Origin of the sequence: Maribacter sp. (genome assembly GCF_039974175.1) — a bacterium.
Lineage (GTDB): Bacteria > Bacteroidota > Bacteroidia > Flavobacteriales > Flavobacteriaceae > Maribacter_C.
The window spans coordinates 446343-472618 of the sequence record NZ_JBDWJN010000010.1 but is presented as its reverse complement, the minus strand read 5'-3'; the positions used below and the strand labels follow the sequence as shown (position 1 = coordinate 472618).

Genomic DNA, 26276 nt, shown 5'->3' with positions numbered 1-26276 from the left:
ATAACTAAACTTGCTCTATGAATTCAATGAAATCCATAACGCTATATCATCTTATGATTAAGAATCAAAAGATGATAGGTATAAAATTTTCACCGGATAAACTAATCCAGAATTTGGTCAAGGGGCTTCCAAATCCTAAATGGAGCAAACGATACAATATGGCCTACATACCTAATACAAAAGATAATCTTGGAATTGTTTTCAATACTTTCAAGGGTGTGGTTTGGATAAACTACAATCGTTTTCTAACCAACAAACCAGTAAACACCAAAAACGAAACCGTTGATGTAGCGTGGTTCAGGAAAAGAAAACCAATTCCAGATTATAGGCTTTGTCCGGAAGAATTTCTATTGAAGCTCGAATTAAAACGCTATGCCAACAGTACCGTGAAGACCTATGTGTCTTTCTTTGAAATGTTTATCAATTTTCATAAAAACAAGGATTTACATGCCATAGATGAGAGTGATATACGGCGATTTCTACAAAGCCTTGTACAGAAAAAGGTATCAAATTCATATATAAATCAAGCAATCAATGCCATAAAGTTCTATTATGAGGTGGTCTTGGGAATGCCTAACCGTTTTTATGAGATTGAAAGGCCAAGGAAAGAGTCAAAATTACCTAAGGTGATTTCAAAGGAGGAAGTCGTTGATATAATTGAAAACACCAACAATCTCAAACATAGATGTATTGTTCAATTGTTATATGGTTCAGGTTTAAGGAGAAGTGAACTATTGAATTTAAGAATAAAGGACATCGACAGCAAACGAATGCTGGTTCGGGTCGAAGGTTCAAAAGGGAATAAGGATAGGCTAACTTTATTATCCAAAACTGCCCTTAAAGATTTAAGGAAGTACTATATCAAATATGAACCTGAACTATTTTTATTTGAAGGCAAGAAAGGAATGAAATATAGTGCAGCAAGTGTTTTAAAAATCGTGAAGGCCGCTTCTGAAAAAGCGCGAATACGAACACAGGTAACCCCTCATGTATTACGACATAGTTTTGCCACTCACTTATTGGAGGCTGGTACCGATTTAAGACAAATACAGGTGTTGCTTGGGCATGGGTCGAGCAAGACAACCGAAATATACACCCATGTCGCCACAAATACTTTTGAAACCATTAAAAATCCCCTAGATTAGTATTTGTAAAAAAGAAATAAACGTAACTAGGTACGTTTATACAATTGTTGGCAACAATATAGACTAACCAATCAAAACTTAATAATATGGAACGTAAAGATTTCTTAAAAAAATCAGCAATCGGAATTGGAGCATTGTCAATTATTCCAATGATTAATGCTTGTAAATCCGAATCAAAGAAGGAGGTTATCAACGAACCTTTAAAATCAGAAGTTACAGAATTACAAAAACCCAAAATTGTTAAAGAGAACGAGGGAAACAAATTGAATGTTTTGGGAGATAATCAAAACATCAAATTGACTGGTGCTGACACTAACGGACAGTACACCTTAATTGAGCAGAATAATGAGCCAGGAGTCGGAATTCCGCCTCATGTTCATGAAAATGAGGATGAAGTTTTTCAAGTATTGTCTGGCCAAGTAGAAATGAATGTTGGTGATAAAACCACGACCTTACAGGCGGGTGACTTGATTTTCTGCCCTAAAGGAGTTCCACATTCATGGAAAGTTATCGGAGAAGAAAAAGCCCGAGCCATGTTAAGTATTTTTCCCGCTGGTTTAGAAGGTATGTTTAAGGAATTAGCGGAATTACCTGCAGGACCACCTGACATGGAAAAGGTCACAGCTATTTGCGGAAAGTATAATTTGAAATTCGTTTAATTAAAATACAGTTGCCAACAATGGCTATAAGTAATTGCTTGTTCTCGCCTACTTCTGAAAATCCTAGCGGATTTTCAGTTTGGTATGTACTTGCAAAGTTTAGTGCTAAACCACGCAACTACTCATAGCCGAGACCGTTGTGTGCAATTTGAGAAATGAGCTACAAAAAACTAACATATAGTGGAAGTGAATGCAGTAATTATTTGTATTTCTCTTTTGATGCCGAATATTTCGATACTGAAATAATAACGGAGGAATTAAATATTGAGCCAACTTCCGTTATGATAAAAAACAAACCCGTTCCAAAATCATCTGCATGGAAATACCGAATTGATGCTGGAAATGAAATTGATTTGGAAACTTACCTTGAAAAACTCATTAAAATATTTGAACCCAAAGCGGAGATTATAAACGGACTGAAAGAAAAATATGGTTTAACCACAAGAATACAGTTTGTTGTTGACATTGATATAAATCCAGAATCTTCAACTCCTTATTTCGGACTAAATAAAAGAACAGTTGAATTTTTAGCCAAAACTGAAACTGAAGTGGATTTCGATTTATACAAGGCAGATACGATAGGCCTATTGAATAAAATTAAATGACCAAATCGGACTTAAATACCGACAATATTTTAGACCAATTATCTGAAAAACAATTAGACGGAAATGTTGTCGCAGATATTCTGAACAAACCAAGAAAGTTCCCAACTGAACTAATAGAAAAAATATCAATTGAAACCGCTTTAAAATATTGGAATGGGGACATCGATTTCGCAGATGGAACTTGCATTATGAACAATCTATATTTTTATTGGCAGTTAAATCCTCTCCATTTTGAAAGTGAAGGTTTTTCAAAACTTTCCATGGATTGTTACGAGGCTTTTGATGCGGGAGAATATCGACGCGAAGAAGATGGACCAGAAGTGAATCTTGGAGAAAAGTATACAAAACCTATTATTGAAGAAATTCTTAAGAGTATCAACGCAATTAAATAAAACTGCACACAACAAAACCTATAAACAATACGGGCTTCGGGCTTTACCAAAGGTTTGCGTATTTTTATGAAGTCCGCAAAATCTTTGGGATTTTGCTTTTTAGCGGGACAAAGAAAAAAAGAAAACCAAAAGATTTCGCTATGTGCGTGGCGGAAAGCAAACGCTGGTTTGCCCCCGTACTGTTCATAGCTCAACCGTTGTAAGCAATTTAACCAATCAATGAACGCATCCGAATTTAGAAAACTTGTAACAAAGCACTTCTCCCCAAAAATTAGAGAATTAGGGTGGAAAGGTTCTGGATTTAGTTTTAAAAAAATAGATGATAATCATATCGTCAATCTTTTTGGAATTCAAGGGAGTTGGATGGGAGGTTCCGTTTGTTGTGAAACAGCAATACATTTTGATTTTTACCCTGACTTTGAGAAAATGACTTATGCGGGTTGTATTATTCGCCAAAGACTTTCTCCAAAAGGAGAGGGAGACTATCATTGGAATTTTAGCAATAAAGAAGAAAGGAACATCGAATCTATTAATTCAATTTGGACAGCTTTTGAAAAATATGGACATAAATTTTATGCTGACTTCGAAAATTTTCCAAGCCCTTTTGACAAAATAAAACCTAACGATTTAGAAAGGACCGATAGATATAAAATTTTGGGTAAATACCATATCTACAACCAAATAGAGTTAGCTAGACTTTTAAAAGATATAAACCTACTGATTGGTAATATGCCCTACGCCAAAAGTTTTTCGGAATATGGAATAATCAGGGCAGAGGAAATGGCAAAAAAAATGTTAGTCGGAAGAAAAACTAAAGCATATTATCAGACTGAAACCTTTTTTCAGCGACAAATTGATTCCTTGAAAATAAAATAAAAACTGCTTACAACACAACCTATAAACAACACGGGCTTAGGTTTTAAACGCCAAGGTTTGCGTATTTTTATGAGGTCACGAAATCTTTGAGATTTCGCTTTAACAGAAAAAAAGAAAAAACAAAACAAAAAGATTTCGCTATGTGCGTGGCGGAAAGCAAACGCTAGTTTGCTCTCGTACTGTTCATAGCTCAACCGTTGTGAAACATTTCATAAAAAACCAAATTCTTATTTTTTAGGATAATCAAAAAATATGACACAAAACTCTGTCAACCGTTTCTTTAAATACCTTCTCTTATCTTCAATTTTTTACTTGTTTCTTAGTTGTGCATCCCATAAGAAAATTAACAAAATGGCATCTCAATTAAACTGTAACAAGACCATTCATTTCGTGTTCGACGAAGAAAGTAAATTTGCAAAAATAGAATGGAAAGGAGACTACATCAGCTTCGGTAAAGCTAAACTCGATTATAAGAAGGCATTCAGAGAATCCATTGAAGAGCTTAACATGGAATCTAATGCCAAGTTAAAATATAAAAATGCTCTCGGTTTTCCGTCGGATTCCATAATTCAAGTCGTAGTTAGAATTGAAAAAGTAGTTTGGGGTTTTGGTTTATCATCAGCTCTAATGGAGACAGAGCTAGTATATAAATTACCAGAGCGCAAGATTAATATTATAGGGAACAATAAGGTTTATATGGCTGGTAATACAAAACGAAACTTATTTAAGACTCTGAAGCATGGTAATTATCAGCTCTTATCAATCATCTGTGATGAATAAAAAACGTTACACAACAAAACTTATAAACAATACGGGCTTAGGGCTTAAACGAAAGGTTTGCGTATTTTTATGAGGTCGCGAAATCTTTGGGATTTCGCTTTGGACAAAAAAAGAAAAAACAAAACCAAAAGATTTCGCTACGGGCGTGGCGGAAAGCAAACGCTAGTTTGCTCCCGTACTGTTCATAGCTCAACCGTTGTAACACATTTTGCCAATTATTGAAATGAAAAACAAAACAAAGATATTTTTCCTGTTTTTGGCATGTTTGACTTTGATGGGGTGTCCACCGCATCATATTTACGATTATGAATATACCGGACAAAAATCAAAGGGAAAGGAACATAGATTTGAAAAACTATCCTTGGACGAGGATAACGATATTCTAATTGATTGCTTTTTTTATTATTCATTTATTGGAGAGAAGAAAAAAGCATTGGTTGCCAAAATAATGACTGAAAAAAAATCCAATTTGGATTTACAGGCTTTAAAAGTAAAAATCCATTCTTCCAAACTTGGAGAACTGAAACATATGGAATTGCCTGATTTACCGAATTGGGACTCGCTACCAATGAGAACCTTCGGACGAAAAGTTGATATAAAAAATGAGAAAAAGATTCGGCAAATGTTGATTAATGACACCTTAAGTATTTCATTTAGCAATGGAATGAAATATCAATTCGTAAGAAAAGCGGAATAAAAACGTGTTACAACAATACCTAAAGTTCATTGCTTGCGGATTTCCTAAACGGAAATCACACGCAAAAAGCTATCTTTAGGTTCGGCTGGATTGTCCTTCGGACGAATCACAGCAACGAACCTTAGCCCAGCCGTTACCCACCATTTGAAAAAAACATCGTACATACAATTTAAAATACCGAAAAGCGAGCAAAAAGTTCAAGCTGACGGAATAGCAAAACGGAATTTAAAAAAAGCGTTAGTCGGAATTTTAAGCGCAATAATTCCAAAAGCTAATCCTGACTTTGAAAATAAAATTGACCTTGTTGAAAAATGGGTTGTTGAGTTGGACAACGAAACTGGAATTCCAGAACGTGAAATCGGAATGGATAAAAGTGGACGAATAATTGTAAAAATGCCGTTTAAAAAAAATTACGGTTATTGGACTGATAACAATTTGTTATTAGATGATTTTAAAAGTCATTTTGAGACTTCAGAAATTAGTAGAGATACATTTGAAAATTATTGGAGTTTATTTGAAAAAACAGAAGATTTTGAAACTGAATTAACTGACTTCAAAACTCAATCGACTGGTGCTGATGGTGGACATACATATTTATTAGCAAAAGTTGATTATAAGGGACAAAATCGAGATATAATTATATATTTTACAAACAAATCTGACGAGCAGAAAATTCAGGAATTGAATAAAGTCAAAATACGAGGAAAAATAGTTGATGACGGAATCGAACAATCTTTATCACTATTGGAAACGGAATTACTAAACGGATAAAAACGGTGGGTAACAACGTATATAAAAAATAGCGCGAGTCTTTGCTAACACTAAGGTTCGGGCATTTTTGGAAAGTCGCCAAATTTTTAAATTTGACGATTCCCCAAAAATAATAGTAAAATTTAAAAATTCGGCTTGTGTTTAATCTGAAAATTATCGCTTATTTTCAGCGCTACTTTTCATATACGAGACGTTGTATGCAATTTGAAAAATGAACTGAATGAATAATCCAAAAACATTTATCTCCTACGCTTGGGAAAGTGACGAAACCAAGGATTGGGTAAAAAAACTTGCGACTGAATTAAGGAGCGATGGAATTGATGCAAAACTTGACCAATGGGAAGTTCTGCCCGGTGACCAAATGCCTCACTTTATGGAGAAATCAGTTCGTGAAAATGACTATGTCTTAATCATTTGCACTCCAAATTACAAAGCTAAATCAGAGAATAGAATTGGTGGAGTTGGTTATGAAGGAGATATAATGACAGCAGAAGTTCTTCAAACTTCGAATCATAGAAAATTTATTCCAATACTAAAGTCCGGAACAAAGGAGACATCAATACCTTCTTGGCTTCAGGGTAAATATTATGTTGACCTATCAAATGGGAGACACTATAACAATAATTATTCTGATTTAACAACGACTCTTGTAAACGACAGGGAAGTTGCACCTGAACTTGGAAAAATATCAACTTCAAAACGAAAAGTAAATCAAACATTCAACACCAAGGTAATTTCGGAAGAAGAACCTATTAAAATAAAAGGAATTGTAATTGATGAGATTACACAACCAAAAAATGATGGAACTCGGGGAAGTGCTTTATATAAAATACCTTTTGAACTTAATCGAACACCTAGTTATGAATGGAAAGAATTGTTTGTAAATGCTTGGAATCACCCTCCTAGTTTTTCGACAATGCATAGACCGGGTATTGCCTCTGCTTATGGCAATAAGTTAATTTTAGACGGAACTTCCATTGAAGAAGTAGAAAAATATCACAAGGATACCTTAAAACTTGCTGTTGAAGTTGCGAATGAACAGATTGAAAAGATTAATTCAATCAAGAGGCAACGTCTTGAACAAGAAAAAACTGATAAAGAAAATCACAGAAAGAATATTGAGGACATCAGCGGACGAATAAATTTTGATTTATGAGTAAAATATTCTTAAGTCATACGAATACTGACAAACCATTTGTTAGAAAACTTGCTTCTGACTTAAGAAGGTTTGGACATACGGTTTGGATAGATGAAGCTGAAATCAACATAGGCGATTCTTTAATTGGAAAGATTCGAGAAGGTCTGGATTTAGTTGATTATGTTGCAGTTGTCTTATCGAAAGCCTCAATTGATAGCCCATGGGTTCAGAAGGAAGTTGAGATTGCGTCTAATAGAGAAATTGAAGAAAAGAAAGTGTTAGTGCTTCCATTAATAATTGAAGATATAGAACTTCCTGGCTTCTTAAAAGGTAAATTTTATGGGGACTTTTCTAAAGAATCTGAATATTCGGAAAAATTAGACGTGTTGCTCAGAAGTTTAGGAGATAGTAAATCTGTCATTCAAGAAAAATCAGACGTATTAACAAAACTAAAGGCTGATTTAGAAGAAGCTAAACAAGTTGCTGAGAAACATAGGAAAGAAATTGAAAAGGTCAATGAATATAATTTACTTAATAAAAGCGAAAAACTAAGAACACGAATATTAGAGGAAAATGAAAAGCATCCAAAATACGCTCCAATTAATACTGTTTATGCGTTTGAATTAGGTGATTCCGACATTCCAATTACGCTTGGATATTTACTGTGGGTTATTAGTAAAATTCAATTACAAGGTTCGCATCAAATAGAATGGCTTTTAGAGCTTGAAGATAAATGGAATTTAGCGATTAAAATGCTTGAGGCTTATTCTGACATGCTTAATAGTGAACCTAATTAAAATAAGCATACAACAACGGCTATAATTCATTGTGGCGGAATTTTCCACAGAAAATTCCTACCTTTCTACCATCGCTTGGTTCTAGCGGAATGGTCCTTGCGGACAATTCCGCAACGAAACCATAGCCAAACCGTTAGCGTAAATGCCGTTCCAATATATTTATTCGGGCTTTTTTGGAATTTATCGATTGTTATTCCTTTGGTCGGTTCTCCCCTATTTTGGCTTTGATTTTTTAAAAATAGATTTTGGTTTGGGGCTTTTTCTTTTTTGCCTCTGGACGGAGGGGTACGCAAATAGAATCTCACTCGGACGGGTAAAAAGATTTCTAATCTCTTCGGAGGGGTTCGCAAGGGATAAGCAGACTTACCACTCCGTGGTGGAATAACCGGCAAAAAGGGTTTGCGAATGAAAAAGTATGTAAGCGACCAGCCCAGGTAAGGGCAACGCCACACACGCTAACAAAACCTATAATTAATTGCTCCGGATTTTCCTCACGGAAAATCTTTCGCAATAATTAGTAACTTCACACCAACGCGGGAAACGTCCTTCGGACATTTCCACAACTAATCATAGCCGAACCGTTAGCGATAATGCTACTAAAATGCACCTAAACAGAAAAATTATACTTTTCTTTTTCCTAGCCATAGTAAATAATACTTATGGGCAATGGACTAGTGAGAATTCTGATAACTACGGGAGGTATGGAGACATTTCCGATGGACTTCCGGACAAAGACACTTTAGTAACAAAATGTAATGACAAAGAGATTTTAACCGGTATTGGTAAAATAGCTTTGGACGGAAAAGAGTTAAGCAACTTAAAAGCTGGACATTGGAAAGAGTATAACTCAAATGGAATTCTTAAACGCGAAGGGAATTACAAAATCGGAAGTTATATTCAATGTTGTTTTGCTGGACCTTGTAATCAGTATTACCACTATAAAAGTGGAATCTGGAAATATTATGACGACGAGGGGTCATTGAGCTATGAATTAGAATTTGTCCCTTCCAAAATTCACATCGTAACGAGTTGTGAAGGCGGCGACGATCTATTATTTGGACTGGTAGAAAACATTCCAATAGAATACGATGATATCGTTACGACGGACACAATAGTTAAGCATCAAAAAGTCGAGATGGACCATGAAATTGGGACTATAACAATGGTTCCGTTAAATGGACGATTGTACTGGGAGTAAAAAAACACTACCGCTAACACAACCTAAACGCAATGCGGAGGTTCTGGCAAAACCGAAAGGTCTGTAAATATTTATGAAGTCGCTAAATCTTATGGATTTAGCTTTAGAACAAAAAAAGAAAAAGAAAAACAATAAGCTTTAGCTTCGTGCGCAGACGGAAACGAAAAGTTTCCTTGCCTCCGTACTACGCTTAGCCCAGCCGTTGGCAAACATTTTGTCTAACTATTTAAGTTTGTCCTTAATCCAAAGTTCTGCGATTCAAAACTCTTGCGAAGCATGGACTTCTCACTCAAACGCAAATGGATTTTAGCGCGATTCGGAGGGGTTCGGAGCAGTACGCAAGACTTTCTTACTCCGACACACGCAAAACGCAAGCAGAACGCAGGCTTTTACTCGATCGTAAAAATTAAAAAAACGCTTTGCCAACAAAACCTATAATTAATTGCTCCTAATTTTCCTCACGGAAAATCTTTCGCAATTATTATTAACTTCACACAAGCGCTGGAAACGTCCTTCGGACATTTCCGCAACTAATCATAGCCCAACCGTTGTAGTGCATTAAGAAAAATCATTAGCATATGAAAAAAGTCATTTTATTAATCATATTGAGTGTTGTTTCATTTGAAATCCTTGCTCAGCAAAGTTCATCAACTCAAAAGGAAGATGAAAACTATATACCTAACCTTGCCAAAGAAATTGGTAATATAAAGTTGAATTTGGATACCATTTCTGAAAACTACTATGTGATTTCAGGTGAAGGTGTCGCAGGAAATATTGGAGTTTTTGTTGGTGAAAATGATGTATATCTGGTCGACAATCAATGGTCAGCATTAGTGCCTAGAATAAAGGACATTATCAATTCTATAACTGATAAGCCTATAGGGCTAATAGTCAATACCCACTTTCATTTTGACCATTCAAACGGCAATGTACTTTTCAGAAAAGAGGGTGTCCCCATCATTGCTCATGCCAACGCACGACAAAGAATGACGCAAAGACAAGTATTAAGAGGATTTGGAAGCGTTGTTCAGAAACCTTACCCAGCGGAAGTGTTGCCTAATTTGACTTTTATAGACAAAATTGAATACTATGATGGAGAGGAGGTAATTGAACTGAAATATTATCCAAATGCTCATACTGATGGTGATGTTATCGTTCATTTTAAGCAAGCCGATATTTATTACACTGGTGATGTATTTGTCACATACGGAATACCTGTAATTGACCCAGATGGAGGCGGCGATATTTATGCCTTGATTGAAACTATTGACTTTTTAATATCAAACTCAAAGGAAACTTCAAAATTCATTCCAGGACATGGTCCTGTTAGCACTAAAAAGGAATTGATAATTTTTAGCAAACTACTTCATTCTATCTTAACAAATGTTGAGGAATCAGTAAATAAAGATAAAGACTTGGTACAAACTATTGCTTTTACAAAAAGCAAAATAAGTGAAGATGTTGGTGGAATAGACAAAGATCAATTCATAACTCTCGTATATGAAATGGTTATCAAACGTGAGAATTAAGATTTTAAGAATAAACGCACTACAACAATACCTATAACAAATAGGGCATAAAGTGCTAAATTTAATGGCTTGAGCTTGTATGCCAAGTCCGCCAAATCTTTTGGATTTGGCAATTAAAAAAGAAAGATAATCACAAAACAAAAAGCTCTGGCTAGCAGACCAGACGGAAACGAAAAGTTTCCTTGCCTGCCCTACTTGCCATAGCCGAACCGTTGGCATTAATTATGAAGAACCCTTTTATTTTATTATTCTTTTTAACATTATCAGGAACTTGGGGGTTAATTGCGCAAGATACTTTAGGCGTTGAGAAAGTAAATACTGTTGGTGACATGGCCTTTGTAAAAAGTACTGGAGAACTTTTTACTGGAATTCTTCAAAGCAGAAAGAAAAATGGTCAAATCGCATTCGAATTCGAATTTGATAAAGGACTGGTAAGAACTCAATATATTTATTTCAGAAATAAGAAAAATAATGAAAAATTAGCTGGAAAAGTACTTTATCACACGGGTAAACCTTGGCGCGAAGCGACCGAAATCAGATATCTTCCAAAGTTTGACAAATGGACACACTATGACGGAGAAGGTAAACAAACTTTAGTGGAACATCGAAAAGATGGAATAACAATATATCGCTGTGAATATAATGGAAGAAAAAAACATGGAAAAGAAATGTGGTTGAATGATGATGGGACTAAATTATTCTACGAGTATGTTAACGGTAAGGAGAAAAAACAACTAATGCCAACAAAACCTATAAACAATACGGGCTAGGCTGCTTAAGTTATGAACCCGGAATATCAACGAACACCACCAAATCTTTTGGATTTGGCTTCAAATAAAAAAGAAAATCAAAATCAAAAGGTTTGGCTAATTGCAAGACGGAAAGCAAGTGCTAACTTGCTCCCGCACTGTTCATAGCTCAACCGTTACCCAACATTTTGTAAAAATCACTTTTAGATGCCTGATAACGATGTCGGTTTTACCAAAAAAAGACCATTATGGAAAATTATTTTAGCAATTGGAGTTGTTGGTATAATAATTCTATCTGTACTTTCCATACCTGCTAGATTGCAACATTATAAAGACTCAAAGTATTGCTTAGGTTCACAGCAAAGTTATGAGTCCAGTTATATTGAAGGTTTTAAGAATAAACCAATATCTAGAATTTCAAGTCCAGATATTGTTTACATTACCGTAAGTGAAGGAACATATTCAAGGACAATAACAAGCTGCTCATTAAACAGTGAAACTTCAAAAAAATTTACCATAAATGATATTTCAGTTGGTGATACAATTTTTAAAGAAAGTTTTTCAAATGAATTTTTAATCCTAAAAAATGGTCAAAAATATAAATTCTTGATTGATAAAAATTCTCCTGAACTTCCAAGTTTTGACTAACAGAACAAAAAGTAAGGACAATTGATTGTGCTTCCTATTCAAACGCAACTGTTGCGATGATGGACTTGCCAATATTATGTAAAAGTTAACTCAGAGAAAAAACGTTGGGTAACAAAGCCTAAACGTAATGTGGGCTTTAGGGCTAAATCTAAAGGTCTTAGTATATTTATGAAGTCGCTAAATCTTATGGATTTAGCTTTGGACAAAAAAATAAAAAGCAAAACCAAAAGCTCTAGCTTCGTGCTAAGACGGAAACGAAAAGTTTCCTTACTTCCGCACTACGCTTAGCCCAACCGTTAGCTGTAATCTGAGCAATCAAACCAAAATGGGAATATTTGATTTTTTTAAGAGTAATAAAAAAGAACCTGAAATTGATAAAGTGGAGGTCCTAACTTTGGACAAACCAGATTTTGGAAAAATTAACTTTGAAAAATTAGAAGATTATTACGATTGGACATTAAAGTTTGGTAAAAGAGAGATTAATCTGGATTTGAATTTTGAAACTGAATCAATAAATCAATCGGAATTGAATCAAATCCAAGAATTCGTGAATAGAATACCTGAATTTGACATTCAAAATCGCGATTATATAAAAGCGGACTTTGAACAAGATGTAAGTATGACATCTGACTATCTGAAGTTCTATCTGGACGAACTTGACGACAACGAATTGGCTAATATAATCGACTTGAAAAATCGAAAAAAATCGAGAAGTATTCTTTTAATGGAGCAGCTAAACTTAATAAGAGTTGGAATCTATCCATTAGCTTCTTACTTCGGAATATTTGACTACTCGATTGACATTGATGGAGAACCTTGCAATCAACTTTTAGTCACACAAATTAATAAAGATGGAACTTTGAACCATATAACGTGGGAAAGCTGAAAAAAGAATACAGCTAACAAAGCCTATAATTAATACGGACTTCGGGTTTTACGCCAAGGTCTGTGTATATTTATAAGGTCGCAAAATTGAAAATTACGTGTAAGCGAAATATTCAAAATTTGCTTTCGAACATAAAAAGAAAAAACAAAACCAAAAGCTTTTGCTTAGCGCGTTGCTGGAAATCCGTCGGATTTCCGCGCCGCACTAATCATAGTCGAACCGTTGTGTGCAATTTATCAAACCTTAAAGATTGAATAGGATAACTACCAAAAATTTATCAAGAATTGAATTAAAAAACTTAAGCGAGACAAGGAACTCTTTATGGTGGAATCCAATATTACCTGCTATTGGAGTCTCTTTATTAATACTATTTTTAGCTTTCTTTTTACCGATAGTTCCTTCAAAAATTAAAAGAGACATTGCTAGTTCGATACCAGAATATTGGTCAGCACTAAAGCATATTTTCGGGAAATTACCATCATATTTCTTATTAGTAGCAGCTTCATCCATAATATATCATTACGTAAGGGATTTTAGATTATACCTTGATATGACAAAAGACAAAAGAAGTAAAACTAAATATATCGGACACTTCAAAATAATAGATAAGAAGCATTTTGGGAATTCTTATCGATTAAAAACCGATGACCTTAATATTAAATGGATAAAGGTGGACGGAATTCTTTATAATTCAATAGACAAAAATTGTGTTACAAAAATTATAATTTCGGCGAGTCATAGAGCTTACAGAACTGACTTTAAAGAAGGTGAACATCACAATGACCATCTCATATAAAAAACTGCACACAACAAAACCTAAACGTAATGTGGGCTAAGGTTTTAAATCCAATGGTTTGCGTATTTTTATGAAGTAGCCAAATCTTTGGGATTTTGCTTTGGACAAGAAAAATTAAATCAAAACAAAAAGATTTCACTGCGCGCTGTGGCGCATCGGGAATTGCATTCCCGCTCCCCCACTACGCTTAGCTCAACCGTTGTGTGTAATTTGAAAAAATGATGAAAAAACTAAGAGTCCTAGTCTTTCTAATTAGTCTTTTATCAAGTTGCAGTTCGGAATCTTGCAAAATTGATTTTCAAAAGAACTCGGAATTATTTAATAAAGCAGTTAACGAAATTCATTCTTTAAATTTAAAAATGGATAGCAAAGAACCTTATTTCCAAATTGTCAAGTCCTTCACAAAAAAAACAAGCCCCATGGAAACTGATATTTTTGACCAAATTGACTTTGTTGAATGTCACGAAGACGGAACAATAATTTTTCAAGCACCAAATTGCGATACAGAATCTGATTTTAGGGACGTAGTTTATTTTGTTGCTTTCTCACCAATGGGCAAGTCACATATTGGGCAGAAAAGGAATATCGGGGAATTAAAAGAATTAAGTGGAAATTGGTTTTTAGGAACACACATTTCGACTTTAGCAAATTGATGAAAAACTACACACAACAATGTATAACCGCAATTACGGCGGATTCGACTACGTCCGAATCCACTCGGAATTGTTAAAGCCAGTGCTAAACTGAAAATTAACGCATATAAACTTGTAACTGACGGTTATACGAGACCGTTGTAGTGCATATGAAAAAAACAATAATTCTGATATTAACATTTATGATTTTTAAACCAACTTATGGGCAAGAATTGGATGGAAAATGGATTCTGAAAGAAGTTGGTTATAAGGAATTCAAGAAAAATCCTGGAATTCAAATTCTAAACTTTAAAAATAACAAAGCGCATCTATTTACCGAATTGCGATTGACAAAATCTGAATTAGATTTAGAAGTAAAAAATAGCACTCTAATTCTGCAAAATGGAGAAAAATATGCGGATTTAAACTTGCTAAATGAAAATTTTTTGAAACTCCTAGTTGATGGAACTTTTAACGATGATAAAGTTATTATGGAAATGGACTTCGTTAGACTATTACCCACTCAAACGGACTTAAGTCAAGAAGAAATTGAAAGCTTAAATTTTGAATTTCAAGAAGAAGGCAAATCAAAAACCAAAATAGCTTTCAACCAAGAACTATGGGACAAAAATACACTCAAAGAATTAGATTGGAAAGAAGGCTCAAAAATGACAATCGAAAAATTAGACAGGACCTATTTTATTTCAATCTTTAATAGGGGAAGAAAAGGAGTTACTTTACCTATAAGCGAAGTGAATGAAAGAATATTAAAATTCTATTGCGTACCAAATGAATCGGGAGAGGTTATTGCAACACGGTCGAAATAAATACGCACTACAACAAAACCTATAAACAATAAGGTTTTGGGCTTTATCGAATGGTCTGTGTATATTTATGAAGACCGCAAAATCTTTGGGATTTTGCTTTTAAGTGGGACGAAGAAAAAAAGAAAACAAAAAGATTTCGCTATGTGCGAGGCGGAAAGCAAACGCTAGTTTGCTCCCGTACTGTTCATAGCTCAACCGTTAGCAAACATATGGCAAGAGAGATATTAATAATGCTCGGAATTCTAGTTTTCTTTATTTCTTGTAAACAAACTAAATCCAAAATAATCGTGAAATCGGACACGGCGGAAGAAACTGTAGAAATAAAAGAAGAAGAGAAATCACATACTGAATCGACTTCTGCCTATGACCCCTATTTTGAAAATGACAGTCTAATATCTGTTCTTAAATCTAATTTGGAGAAAATCGCTCTCGATTCAAAATTTAAGGTTAGTAAAAAACCAATCAAAAATAGACATGTGGACGACTTAATGGACACGATTATAACTCGAACCTTTAATAGCACCGAATTGACCTCTTATAAAGCCGAAAGTGAAGAATGGGTCAATAGAGCTAAAATTGGTGATGTAGATTTTGAACTTAGTGATTTTATAAAAATTGGAGCAAAAGAATATGTTGTGGAAAAATCGCTTGCTAAAGGAATTCACAATGACACATTAAAAATCGGGAATTTGGAACAGACTGCTATATTCAGTTTAATATTTGAATCTGGGACTCTAAAATCGATTGAATATAACGGATATATGGATTAGAATACGTTTGCTAACAATACCTATAGCAAATAGGGCATAAAGTGATATATTTAAAGGCTTGGGCGTATTTGCTGAGTCCGCCAAATCTTTTGGATTTGGCAATTAAAAAGAAAAAAATAATTACAAAACAAAAAGCTCTGGCTCGCAGACCAGACGGAAACGAAAAGTTTCCTTGCCTGCCCTACTTGCCATAGCCGCACCGTTAGCAGCAAGCAGTGGCTCTGATCAAAACGATTATTCTTGATTTTCATCACATTGTAGTGAAAAAACAAATTCATTGTCCAATTTCTATGTTCTCAATCATTATGAATTAAAGGTTTATTATTTAATTCATTAAAAACAGAAAACATGAAAAGAACAATTTTGAATTTATTTTTCGCAATGATTACATTGAGCGCTGTGAATGGAATGGAACATAAGGATTATGATTCTATTATCAAGCAGAGTAATGATGAAACGAAAAGTTATATTTCTATTTTTGAGATTCCAGCGACGGACATAAAACGTGCAATCAACTTTTATGAAGCCATTCTGGATATCGATATCGAGCAAATGGAGATGCCGGGAATGGAAATGGGTATTTTACCCTATGAAAACCAACAAGTTGTTGGCGTTATTATGAAAGGAGAAGGTTACGAGCCTTCAGCTAAAGGGGTAACCATCTATCTTAATGGAGGTGACGACCTACAGCTAATTCTTGGAAAGGTAGAGCAAAACGGGGGAAGCATTCTTGTTCCTAAAAGTCCTCATGCTGATGAAAGCGGTTTTTTTGCATTATTCATCGATTCGGAAGGGAATAAGATGGGACTGCATTCTCCCAATTAAATAAAATTAGATTATTGTCCAATTTCAAGCTTTTCAATCATTAAGAGTATGAAATTTATTAGTTATAATTAAAAACAAAAAACATGAAAGATTTTATGATGCTATTTCACAGCGAGCCCAATCCTGATTTTGATCCTACCCCAGAACAAATAGAAGAGGAAGTAAAAGCTTGGCAAGAGTGGATGGGAGGAATTGAAGCACAAGGCAAATTAAAAAATCCGGGAGAAGCACTTGGCTTTGAAGGAAAAACCATGCACTCGGATGGAACTATTTCGGATGGACCCTATGCAGAGCTTAAGGAAATTATTGGAGGTTTTATTATTGTATCAGCCGAATCTATTGAAGAAGCCATTCAACTCGGAAAGGGTTGTCCTGCATTAACTAGCGGCGGTAAAGTAGAAGTCAGAGATATTATGCTTTTAGATGGAATGTAGTATTCTGATTAGATGAGAATTTGTTTAAATGGATGACAAGTTACTTTCTGATATTTTTAAATCTGAGTACAGCAATTTAATTGCTGTACTCAGTAGTTATTATGGATTAAAAGACCTGGAATTAGCCGAAGATATTGTATCCGATACATTTTTAAGGGCAATGAAAACCTGGTCTTATAAAGGGGTTCCCGAATATCCTAAAGCCTGGCTTAGAAAGGTAGCACAGAATTTAATGTTGGAGCATTTCAGGAGGAAGAAGACATTTGTGGAAAAAGTCACTCCTGAATTAGAAGCAAAAACTCAGCAAATTGGCGAGATAGAAATCACTGATAAAATAATTGAAGACAGCCAGCTTCACATGATGTTTGTGCTCTGCGATAATGAACTTAACAAAGGATCCCAGATTTGTATTACTTTAAGAATTTTGTGTGGTTTTAGTATTGAAGAGATTGCCAAGGCACTTTTATCAAATAAAGAAACCGTAAACAAAAAATTATACAGGGCAAAAAAAACAATTAAAGAACGAAATAGAGTTGAGACAAACCTAACGCTAAATCAATATGTCGAAAGACTTGACAACGTATTAAGAGTCATTTATCTAATATTTAATGAGGGGTATTATAGCAGCGTTAATGAAGATAATATCCGAGACGAAATATGCTGGGAAGCCATGCGACTTAGTATTTTCTTATCGGAGCATAAAATCTTTCCGAAGCCAAAAATACATGCATTAATTGCCTTAATGTGTTTTCATACTTCGAGATTAGATGCTAGGATTTCAGGAGAAAAGGGTGATCTGCTGTATCATGAACAAGATAAAAGCAAATGGAATTCTGCACTAATTCAAAAGGGCAGGAAATACCTTAAATCATCTGCTGCTGGAGATATTATTAGTAAATATCATCTTGAAGCGGCAATCGCTTATTGGCACACAAAAGACAATAATGAGAAATGGAATAATATATTACAGTTATATAATAAATTGCTAACAATAGAATATTCACCTATTATTGCTATGAATCGGACATATGCCCTTGCTCGGGCAAATTCAATTGTAGAAGCTATTCAAGAGGCACATAAACTAGAGTTGAAAAACAACCACCACTATTTCTGTTTGTTAGCTGAACTATACCGAATTAATAATAACATTGAAAAAGAAATAGAATACTTAAATGTTGCCATTGGACTTGCCAATAAGAAAAACGAAAAAGAATTAATAAAACACCGATTAGAAAAAGCAAGCCGATTAAAAACTTGATAAAGAATAGGGTTTCTATGAAATTGATACGTTGTCAAAGGAAACAAATGAAAATCTTGTTTCTTAAAGTATATGCCAGCCGCTAACAACAAATATACGTAAGTTGGGGATTTGTGCGGCAATTTAACTTTTATACATTTACTCAAAATTGTAATGGTTTGACAAGTTGGAGCTTCGAAAGCCCAACCTCCGCATATTCTCAACGTTCTACGCAATTCAATAGACTATGAAAAAAAAACTAATAAACCTTATACTGATTCTCTTTTTATCGATTGGCTATTCCGTTCTTGCCCAAGATATTGATGGTTTCTTAAAAAATCAGCCAATAATCGACACCCATATTCATATAACAAAAGGATATGCTGACAACGAAGATTACAATAGAATAAATCCAGACATCGACATCGCGAAAATTGAGTGGATGCGCAAAAGGTTTGACCAAAATAATATTGTCTTGGCACTTGGTGGTGGACCAATGAAATATGCTAAGTTATGGCGGCAAATGGACAAAAGACACTGGAGCGGACCGAGATTGCCTTGTAATCCACTACGTGAACAAGATGAACCATGTGAAAACGAGCTTCCCAACATTTCTGAACTGGACAGTCTATTCAAAAATGGAACTTTTAAATTCCTCGGTGAAACTTCATTCAATAGCATGGGAATTAATCCAGCAGATGAAAGATTCAATCCTTATTGGGAATTGGCAGAAAAATATCAAATTCCCATCGGATTTCATGCTGACGCTGGACCGTATAAGAGAAATATGAAAGAGACGCCAAATTGGAATGAAGAATATGGAAATCCATTGCTATTACTTCCTGTTATGGAAAAATACCCCAATTTAAAAATATTCTTAATGCATTATCCTGGAAGATATTTTGAAGAGTGCTTAGAAGTTATGAAAAAATATGATCAAGTATATTGTGAGATTTCTGCTGTGAGTATGTTTGCTCCAAAAGATCGCTGGGAACCCAAGGTGAAAAAACTATATCAAGAAGGTCTAGGAAATAGATTAATGTTTGCCTCTGATTATGTAGGAACAATAAGAAAAAATATAGAAATTATTTACAATCTGGAGTGGCTTTCTGAAAAACAAAAAAGGGATATTTATTATAATAATGCTGCAAAGTTTTTGAACCTTTCTGAATCAGAAATAAAAAGACATCACCAAATGGTGAAATAAAAACTGCGTAGAACAACGTGTATAATTAATTGCTGAGAGTGTTAAAAAAGAGTCTTGGAAATCCTAGCGGATTTCCTAACTCGTACGCTTTTTTGTTATATTAGTCGCTTACGCAACTAACCATACACAAACCGTTGTAACACATTATAAAAAACCTATACTCAATGAAGAAAATCATAGCTTTATTAGTCTTTTTGACAATTGGTTTTGTCTCCTGTAAAACTTCTGAGAAAGAAAAGAATAAAGAAATAAGCAAGCTTGAAATTGCAAAACAGTATTATAAGGCTCTTGATAATTCTGATGGTACTATTCTGAAAGATCTATTGACTGATAGTTTACTGACAAAAGAAACTGATTATGACTATGAGCAAACATTTTTAAGGGATAAATATATTGAAGAATGGTTAAGATGGGATTCCGTTTTTAACCCCAAATACAAAACCCTTGAAATTAAGCAGGAGAATGAAATTGTTAAAGCAAAAATCTCCAAATACGATAAAAGAATAAATTTTCTTCATAAAGAACCAACTGTTTGGAAGGCAGTTATTCGATTTGATAATGGTAAAATTAGCAGTATAGAAAGGACGAATGTAGTTTTTAATGAAAAAATTTGGGTAGAAAACAGAACTAAGCTGTTAAGCTGGATTGACGAGAATCATCCTGAATTGAATGGTTTCATAAATGACCAAACAAAGTCTGGTGGTATTATGTTCTTAAAAGCAATGGAGCTGTATGAAAACAAAAAATAAGGTGTTACAACAAAACCTAAACGTAATGCGAGCTTTGGGGCTAAAACGAAACGTCTGTGTATATTTATGAGGTCGCTAAATTGACAATTACGCATCAGCGAAATATTCAAATTTTGCTTTCTAGCGGGACAAAGAAAAAAAGAAAAACAAAAGATTTCGCTATTTGCGTGGCGGAAAGCAAACGCCAGTTTGCTCCCGTACTGTTCATAGCTCAAGCATTGTATGCCATTATAAGCAATGTGATAAATTGATATAAATGACAGTTAAAACGAACCAATTATTATTACTCCTTATTTTACTAATTTCATGTTCCGAGAAGTCCTCCGAGAACCAAGTTGTGGATTGGATTTCCAACAATGCTATTGAGATTAAGACCGTTGAAGCGGGAAACGGAATTGAAGACCTTTTACCTATTGGTGAAATTGTTGGTGATGCACGTATGGTATCCCTAGGCGAACCCACACATGGAAATCGTGAAGTATTTCAACTTAAGCATCGGATGATTGAATATTTGGTACAGGAAAAGGGCTTTAACATTTTCGCACTCGAATGTCCTTTTGGAGCAGCTCGCGATATCAATCGGTATGTGTTAGATGGTATAGGAGATCCAGAAAAAGCACTAGCTGGCACTTATATGTGGTCATGGGAAACTAAGGAAGTTCTCGACCTTATTGTATGGATGCGCGAATACAATTCAAACCCTGACCATAAGAAAAAAGTTAAGTTCTATGGATTTGACCCACAGCACCCAGAAAGAGCAGCTAGAGTTATGCTGGAATATTTGGCTGAAGTTGACCCTGCCTTGGAAAAGAAAATTCGTCCAGAACTAGGCATATTAGAAATCCCTTTTTCAAATCCTGAATTTATCGGAATTCGGCAATGGATACCTGAAGATTACAATTCATCATCCTTTCAAAATATAAGTCTTGTGATGGATTCATTTGATAAAAATAAGGATCAATATGTTCAAAACTCCAGTGACTCAGAATGGAAACTCGCAAAACAGCATGCGAGACAAGTAGAAATTGTAATTAAATCAAATTTGAACGAAGGTGAAAATTTTGATAACGTAAGGGATCTTGGTCAGGCTCAAAATTTAAAATGGATTATGGACCATGAGGGCAAGGATGCCAAGATGATAACATGGGCACATAATACCCATGTATCAAATGCTTCTTTTGAAGGTGTCAACCACATGGGGCTTAATCTGAAAAAAATGTATGGTGATGACTTGAAAATATTTGGTTTTTTCTTTAACCAAGGTGATTTTAGAGCCATAGACTTAGGTGTTCCTTCAAAAGGAATCCATGATTTTTCTGTAGGACCGGCTCCTGCAGAACTCTTTGAGTACACCATGGCACAGGCAAAAATGCCCTTATTAGCGATTGATCTAAGTAAAATAAAATTTAAAAGCGTTGTTTATGATTGGTTTAACCAAGAACGTGGAACGAGACATTCTGGAGGGAGTTTCAATGAAGAACAACCTTTTTATTGGCCATATAATCTGGCCAACGCCTATGATGCTTTGATCTATTTAGACTCAACCTCAGCGGTAGTTGATATTGATGATTCGGACCATGATCACATGTGGCTCAATCTCCACAAAATGAATCAACCTACAAATACTGACTTTGAAAATAATCGCCCAGGAGAAACTGCAGATGGCTGGGTAGCATGGTCCAAGTTTGTGCGGCTAGGTGTAAATATGACAATCAGTGATGAAGACCCTTATAAAGGGAAACACTCAGCCATGCTGCATAGAGAAGAAGGCTTAAAGTATGGAGAAATTACGGCCAGTCTGAGGCAGTACATAGATGCCTCACCTTACCGGGGTAAAACCATCCGGCTTAAATTAGCGGCTAAGGCGGAAGTGGATGAATCTAACTTTGCATTTGTTAGGTTATCTGTTGATCCTGACCACTCAAGCGATCCATATGAAGTTATGTCACCACTATTTGATAGTCTTGACAAATATCGTGTACATTCAAGCGCTTGGAAAACCTATGAAATAGAAACTGAAGTAGATGAAAAAGCTGACATGATACATTATGGTATATATCTGCGTGATTTCGGGACGGCTTGGATTGATGATGTGAAAATAACAATTGTAGAATAACTTTAATAATGAAAATTAAAAACGGCATATAACAATGTATATAAACTATTAATACAGTTGATATACGCGACCGTAGACGAACGAATCGAAGCAACTAACCTTAGCCGAACCGTTGTAGCCAATTTGACAAATGAGTAACAATTTAGAAACACCTTGGAATTTTGCCAATGAATCTCTCTCTCCAAATGGAAAATTTATTCTGCAGTTTGGATATGTTGGAGAAGTAGCAATGGGTGCACCTTTATCTGGCGAATGTTTCTTGCTATTTGATAACAAAAAGTTCACACTTAATGGAATGTTTGGTGGTCCGATAGTATGGAATGAAATCTCAGATAAAGCTGCAATCCCCTACTGGACTGAAAATAGATTTCAAAAATTAGCTATTATCGATATGAGCGAAATGAAAATTTACATTTCCGATAAAGACTTCCGAGTAATCCAATTAGATAAATTTAAAAATGACTTAATTCTCGGAATTGATAGTCCAATATATCGGACAGAAAAAATCAACTATGACTTTAGGACAGAAAAATATGTCAAGGTAATAGAAGTAAAATAAATACTGGCCACAACAACGCCTAAAATTCATTACTGGCGGATTTCCTAAACGGAAATCAAGCGCAAAAAGCTATCTTTAGGTTCGGTTAGATGGTCCTCTCACCTTCGCTGATAAGGCTTTGGCGAGCGTAGATGGACGCATCACAGCAACGAACCGTAGCCGAACCGTTGGCGTTCATTTAAGAATACGCAACACCTTATAATCGAATTACAAATACTAATCGCCAAATCATGCTGACTGATATCATTCCGAAATTACCTATGCGTGAAAAAAATGTTACCAAAGCATTTTATATAGATAAGCTAGGATTTAAAGAAATAGGCGATTATGAAGCGTATTTAATGGTTCGAAAAGATAAAATAGAAATTCACTTCTTTGAATTTAAGGAACTTAACCCTAAAGAAAATTACGGACAAGTTTATATAAGGACCGATGGCATCGACGATTTTTACCAAACATTATTAGAGGAAAAAATAAAAATACACCCAAATGGGAAATTGGAATCAAAACCTTGGGGACAAAAGGAATTCTCATTACTTGATCCAGATACTAACCTATTGACCTTTGGACAAAGCATTTAAAAAGTTAAAAACGAACCGCCGACAAAGGCTACAACGCCTTGCATCTCAAGTTGGTTAAGACAAAGAAAATTTGCTACATTAATACCTCAAAATAAAAGGAATAATTCGGTCGCGTAGCATGTATTGCTGGAAAATCGAGCCGTACGTCGTCGTTGATCACCAACCGTCAAACACAACGAAATAAAAGCGGAGACCGTTGACATTCCTTTCCAAGGATTCAATTGAAAAATGAAAGAACTTAATACCCTAAAAGCGTATCGGAAAGCAAGGAATTATACGCAAGAAGAATTGGCCAAACAATCTGGGATATCTATTAGAACAATTCAACGTATTGAAAAAGGGTTGACTAAAGGAAGTCCCCATACCCTGAAAGCATTAGCAAAAACACTTCATATTGAGAATACGAATTTCAAAATTTTAGATGAAGAGAAAGGAGCGGTTACAACTGAATATTATAAGGTAAAACTTATGAATTTTAGTATACTCTCAGTATTACTTATTCCTTTTGGAAACCTCATTCTACCTACAATTATTTTCTTTGCTAACAAATCAAACAAACATGTAAATAGTTTGGGTAGAAGAATACTTAGCATTCAAATTATAAATACCTTCCTTTTGTCTGGTCTAGCTATTGCCCTTTTTTTTAGTATCGGCCGAGGAAATGGTGCTATTCCCATACCTGTCCCGATTATTTACTTTAGCTATACCGCAGTAAATATTATCATTGTAATTCATACTTCTATGGCCATAGATAAGAAAAAACAGATTTTGAAATTCTTTCCCGACTTGATATGACATCCTAATTGTCATAAAAATGTCATAAAACCTACATACGACTTTTTCTTCCCAAAGTCTTTATTCATATAGTTTTGAGGGCAATCAAAGCAAATCGAATATGACTTTAAGAACATTAATTTATACACTGCTCTTATTCATTTCTGGGCATATGTATGCTCAAGATCCGGATTCAAAAAAACTTGATCAATTTTTTAACTCACTTGAAAAACGAAACGAATCCATGGGCAGCATTGCTATATTTAAAAATGGAAAACACTTTTATTCTAAAGCTATAGGATATAGAAGTATCAATGGAAAAAATGCGACCCCTTCGAACACAGACACCCATTTTAGGGCTTGGTCAATAACAAAAACATATACAGCAGTTATGATTTTGCAATTAATCGAAGAAGGAAAATTATCACTCCATACCACCTTAGACACCTACTATACTCAAATACCCAATTCCGAGAAAATTACTGTGGCCTCAATGTTAAAGCATAGAAGTGGCTTGTTTGACTATGTTAACGATACCGATAAGGAAATAAGTTTGCATGGTATAGCCAATAGAGATTCAGTAGTTGATATTATCTCCAAACTTAAACCCAATTTTGCACCAGGAGAAGATTTTAAATATAGTAACTCCAACTATCTGCTTTTAGGATATATCATTGAAATTCTAGATGAATCTACCTACGAAAGCTCACTATATAAAAGAATAACTTCCAAATTAAATCTCAAAAACACTTACTTCGGTACAAAAGTCATAAGTAAACTTGAAAATGTTGCCGAAACCTATACCTATGATTCCAATTGGCAACCCGTAAACGGGGAAGCAAATTATAGCAATCACCTTGCAACGGCTGATGGAGGTATTGTAGCCACACCTGAAGATATGGCGCTGTTTATTGATGCACTCTTTAACGAAAAGTTGGTTTCAAGACAAAGCCTTAATAAGATGGTTGAGGGTAAAGAATTTTACCGACTTGGATTAATGAAAACTCAATTTGAAAATTATGATGGTTATGGTCATACCGGAGGTTGGATTTCTGAATCAAGTCTCTATTATTATCCTGAGCACAAATTAGCCATCGCTTATGCCACCAATGGTATTGTGATTAGAAAAGAAGATATTCTAAATAATGTCTTAAAAATTGTTCATGACAAGCCTTTTGCAGTTTCTATAAATAGAAAATTGCAATCACTCTTAGTATTCGCAATTGGCCTATTGTTATTTCTGGTGACAAAATTAAAAATCAAAAAAAATCTTAACACGAGATATTCAATTTACCTGGGGTATCTCATTTTTGTAGTATTTTGGGTAGGAATCTTTATATCAGCTGTTCTATATGGTAATAGCTATAGTCATGTAAGAGACGGTTTACCCGAATTAGGTTCTTTTTATTCGAATTCTGGAACTTTTAATGCCACTATTCAATTTACAATTACGTTCTTATCAATTCCGTTTATTTATGGTTTGTACAAATGTGCTAAGCAATTCGGTATTACCATTCTTCCTGTAGCGCCGTTGATTTTTATTCCGTTCCATTTGCTGGGATCATCTCTATTCCCATTCCCAAATGGCTTGTACTCATTTTTTGCGAATTGTATTATACTAAGTTTGCTTAGCCCCCTACTGGCTATTGTTTTATGGAGGAATAAGAGTTTGTTAAAAATTAGAACAGGGGCTATTATCAGTTTCTTTTTGATGACCATTTCAATTTCGTTTGTTGCAATTAGGTCAATTGCACCTGATTTTGTTCAAACGTATTGGGGTATTATTCAAAGACTATTGTTTTTAGGATGGACCTCATGGCTAGTCTTCTTAAGCTTTTATTTTACAAAACGCCCAAACTTAAACTAGATTGTGAGAGTAATGCAGTCAACAAATAGCAA

29 protein-coding genes are annotated in these 26276 nt (G+C 34.7%); 28 read left to right on the top strand and 1 reads right to left on the bottom strand.

The genetic code is table 11. The features are described from left to right. The first annotated feature begins 17 nt into the window (after window positions 1-17). The 15 genes from xerA to ABJN95_RS11120 all read left to right on the top strand — a co-directional run bounded on the left by xerA (window position 18) and on the right by ABJN95_RS11120 (window position 12870). Complete coding sequence (gene xerA, locus ABJN95_RS11190) at window positions 18-1145, top strand: site-specific tyrosine recombinase/integron integrase (RefSeq protein WP_348370487.1); 1128 nt, start codon at window positions 18-20, stop codon at window positions 1143-1145. 86 nt (window positions 1146-1231) lie between these two features. After that, on the top strand, window positions 1232-1804 hold the full coding sequence (locus ABJN95_RS11185) for a cupin domain-containing protein (RefSeq protein WP_348370486.1): 573 nt from the start codon (window positions 1232-1234) through the stop codon (window positions 1802-1804). Window positions 1805-1959: 155 nt separating this feature from the next. Beyond that, window positions 1960-2409, top strand: coding sequence for a DUF4279 domain-containing protein (locus ABJN95_RS11180; protein ID WP_348370485.1), 450 nt, complete (start codon window positions 1960-1962; stop codon window positions 2407-2409). Beyond that, window positions 2406-2801, top strand: coding sequence for a hypothetical protein (locus ABJN95_RS11175; protein WP_348370484.1), 396 nt, complete (start codon window positions 2406-2408; stop codon window positions 2799-2801). Before ABJN95_RS11180 ends, ABJN95_RS11175 begins: the two co-directional genes overlap by 4 nt. A 219-nt stretch (window positions 2802-3020) precedes the next feature. Next, a complete protein-coding gene (locus ABJN95_RS11170; RefSeq protein ID WP_348370483.1) occupies window positions 3021-3677 on the top strand; it encodes a DUF4304 domain-containing protein in 657 nt (218 codons plus the stop codon). 351 nt (window positions 3678-4028) lie between these two features. Next, the gene (locus ABJN95_RS11165; protein WP_348370482.1) at window positions 4029-4457 is read left to right on the top strand and encodes a hypothetical protein; all 429 of its coding nucleotides are present in this window, start codon (window positions 4029-4031) and stop codon (window positions 4455-4457) included. Window positions 4458-4680: 223 nt separating this feature from the next. Further along, window positions 4681-5154: a hypothetical protein gene (locus ABJN95_RS11160; RefSeq protein ID WP_348370481.1), complete on the top strand. Its 474-nt coding sequence runs from the start codon at window positions 4681-4683 to the stop codon at window positions 5152-5154. 144 nt (window positions 5155-5298) lie between these two features. Further along, on the top strand, window positions 5299-5925 hold the full coding sequence (locus ABJN95_RS11155; RefSeq protein ID WP_348370480.1) for a hypothetical protein: 627 nt from the start codon (window positions 5299-5301) through the stop codon (window positions 5923-5925). Between the two features lie 220 nt (window positions 5926-6145). Continuing rightward, a complete protein-coding gene (locus tag ABJN95_RS11150) occupies window positions 6146-7081 on the top strand; it encodes a toll/interleukin-1 receptor domain-containing protein (protein ID WP_348370479.1) in 936 nt (311 codons plus the stop codon). Beyond that, window positions 7078-7860 (top strand): toll/interleukin-1 receptor domain-containing protein, encoded by a 783-nt coding sequence (locus ABJN95_RS11145; RefSeq protein WP_348370478.1) that lies wholly within the window; start codon window positions 7078-7080, stop codon window positions 7858-7860. The genes ABJN95_RS11150 and ABJN95_RS11145 overlap by 4 nt, the downstream gene beginning before the upstream one ends. Before the next feature lie 601 nt (window positions 7861-8461). Beyond that, entirely contained in the window at window positions 8462-9058 is a 597-nt protein-coding gene (locus tag ABJN95_RS11140) for a hypothetical protein (RefSeq protein WP_348370477.1), read from the top strand. Between the two features lie 578 nt (window positions 9059-9636). After that, window positions 9637-10587, top strand: coding sequence for an MBL fold metallo-hydrolase (locus ABJN95_RS11135; RefSeq protein ID WP_348370476.1), 951 nt, complete (start codon window positions 9637-9639; stop codon window positions 10585-10587). 182 nt (window positions 10588-10769) lie between these two features. Then, window positions 10770-11357: a hypothetical protein gene (locus ABJN95_RS11130; protein ID WP_348370475.1), complete on the top strand. Its 588-nt coding sequence runs from the start codon at window positions 10770-10772 to the stop codon at window positions 11355-11357. Between the two features lie 186 nt (window positions 11358-11543). Further along, window positions 11544-11984 carry a hypothetical protein gene (locus ABJN95_RS11125; protein ID WP_348370474.1) on the top strand — a complete coding sequence of 147 codons (441 nt, stop codon included), beginning with the start codon at window positions 11544-11546 and terminating at the stop codon, window positions 11982-11984. Window positions 11985-12309: 325 nt separating this feature from the next. Beyond that, window positions 12310-12870 (top strand): DUF2004 domain-containing protein, encoded by a 561-nt coding sequence (locus tag ABJN95_RS11120; RefSeq protein ID WP_348370473.1) that lies wholly within the window; start codon window positions 12310-12312, stop codon window positions 12868-12870. Between the two features lie 243 nt (window positions 12871-13113). Here ABJN95_RS11120 and ABJN95_RS11115 read toward each other — a convergent pair whose 3' ends face one another. After that, the gene (locus ABJN95_RS11115; RefSeq protein ID WP_348370472.1) at window positions 13114-13380 is read right to left on the bottom strand and encodes a hypothetical protein; all 267 of its coding nucleotides are present in this window, start codon (window positions 13378-13380) and stop codon (window positions 13114-13116) included. A gap of 504 nt (window positions 13381-13884) precedes the next feature. Between ABJN95_RS11115 and ABJN95_RS11110 the strand changes: the two genes are divergently transcribed. The 13 genes from ABJN95_RS11110 to ABJN95_RS11050 all read left to right on the top strand — a co-directional run bounded on the left by ABJN95_RS11110 (window position 13885) and on the right by ABJN95_RS11050 (window position 26244). Beyond that, the gene (locus ABJN95_RS11110) at window positions 13885-14319 is read left to right on the top strand and encodes a hypothetical protein (protein ID WP_348370471.1); all 435 of its coding nucleotides are present in this window, start codon (window positions 13885-13887) and stop codon (window positions 14317-14319) included. Between the two features lie 149 nt (window positions 14320-14468). Continuing rightward, window positions 14469-15125, top strand: coding sequence for a hypothetical protein (locus ABJN95_RS11105; protein WP_348370470.1), 657 nt, complete (start codon window positions 14469-14471; stop codon window positions 15123-15125). Window positions 15126-15412: 287 nt separating this feature from the next. Then, complete coding sequence (locus ABJN95_RS11100; RefSeq protein ID WP_348370469.1) at window positions 15413-15895, top strand: hypothetical protein; 483 nt, start codon at window positions 15413-15415, stop codon at window positions 15893-15895. Between the two features lie 348 nt (window positions 15896-16243). After that, entirely contained in the window at window positions 16244-16720 is a 477-nt protein-coding gene (locus ABJN95_RS11095; protein ID WP_348370468.1) for a VOC family protein, read from the top strand. Between the two features lie 83 nt (window positions 16721-16803). Beyond that, window positions 16804-17154, top strand: coding sequence for a YciI family protein (locus ABJN95_RS11090; RefSeq protein WP_348370467.1), 351 nt, complete (start codon window positions 16804-16806; stop codon window positions 17152-17154). A 28-nt stretch (window positions 17155-17182) separates the two neighbouring features. Then, window positions 17183-18412, top strand: coding sequence for a sigma-70 family RNA polymerase sigma factor (locus tag ABJN95_RS11085; protein ID WP_348370466.1), 1230 nt, complete (start codon window positions 17183-17185; stop codon window positions 18410-18412). Window positions 18413-18638: 226 nt separating this feature from the next. Then, entirely contained in the window at window positions 18639-19598 is a 960-nt protein-coding gene (locus tag ABJN95_RS11080) for an amidohydrolase family protein (RefSeq protein WP_348370465.1), read from the top strand. A 164-nt stretch (window positions 19599-19762) separates the two neighbouring features. After that, window positions 19763-20347: a hypothetical protein gene (locus ABJN95_RS11075; protein WP_348370464.1), complete on the top strand. Its 585-nt coding sequence runs from the start codon at window positions 19763-19765 to the stop codon at window positions 20345-20347. A 256-nt stretch (window positions 20348-20603) separates the two neighbouring features. Next, window positions 20604-22463 carry an erythromycin esterase family protein gene (locus ABJN95_RS11070; protein WP_348370463.1) on the top strand — a complete coding sequence of 620 codons (1860 nt, stop codon included), beginning with the start codon at window positions 20604-20606 and terminating at the stop codon, window positions 22461-22463. A gap of 130 nt (window positions 22464-22593) precedes the next feature. Then, window positions 22594-23022: a hypothetical protein gene (locus ABJN95_RS11065; protein WP_348370462.1), complete on the top strand. Its 429-nt coding sequence runs from the start codon at window positions 22594-22596 to the stop codon at window positions 23020-23022. A gap of 206 nt (window positions 23023-23228) precedes the next feature. After that, window positions 23229-23603, top strand: a complete 375-nt coding sequence (locus ABJN95_RS11060; RefSeq protein ID WP_348371725.1) for a VOC family protein — start codon at window positions 23229-23231, stop codon at window positions 23601-23603. Window positions 23604-23831: 228 nt separating this feature from the next. Continuing rightward, window positions 23832-24398: a helix-turn-helix domain-containing protein gene (locus ABJN95_RS11055; RefSeq protein ID WP_348370461.1), complete on the top strand. Its 567-nt coding sequence runs from the start codon at window positions 23832-23834 to the stop codon at window positions 24396-24398. Window positions 24399-24498: 100 nt separating this feature from the next. Continuing rightward, on the top strand, window positions 24499-26244 hold the full coding sequence (locus ABJN95_RS11050) for a serine hydrolase (RefSeq protein ID WP_348370460.1): 1746 nt from the start codon (window positions 24499-24501) through the stop codon (window positions 26242-26244). The last annotated feature ends 32 nt before the right edge of the window (window positions 26245-26276 follow it).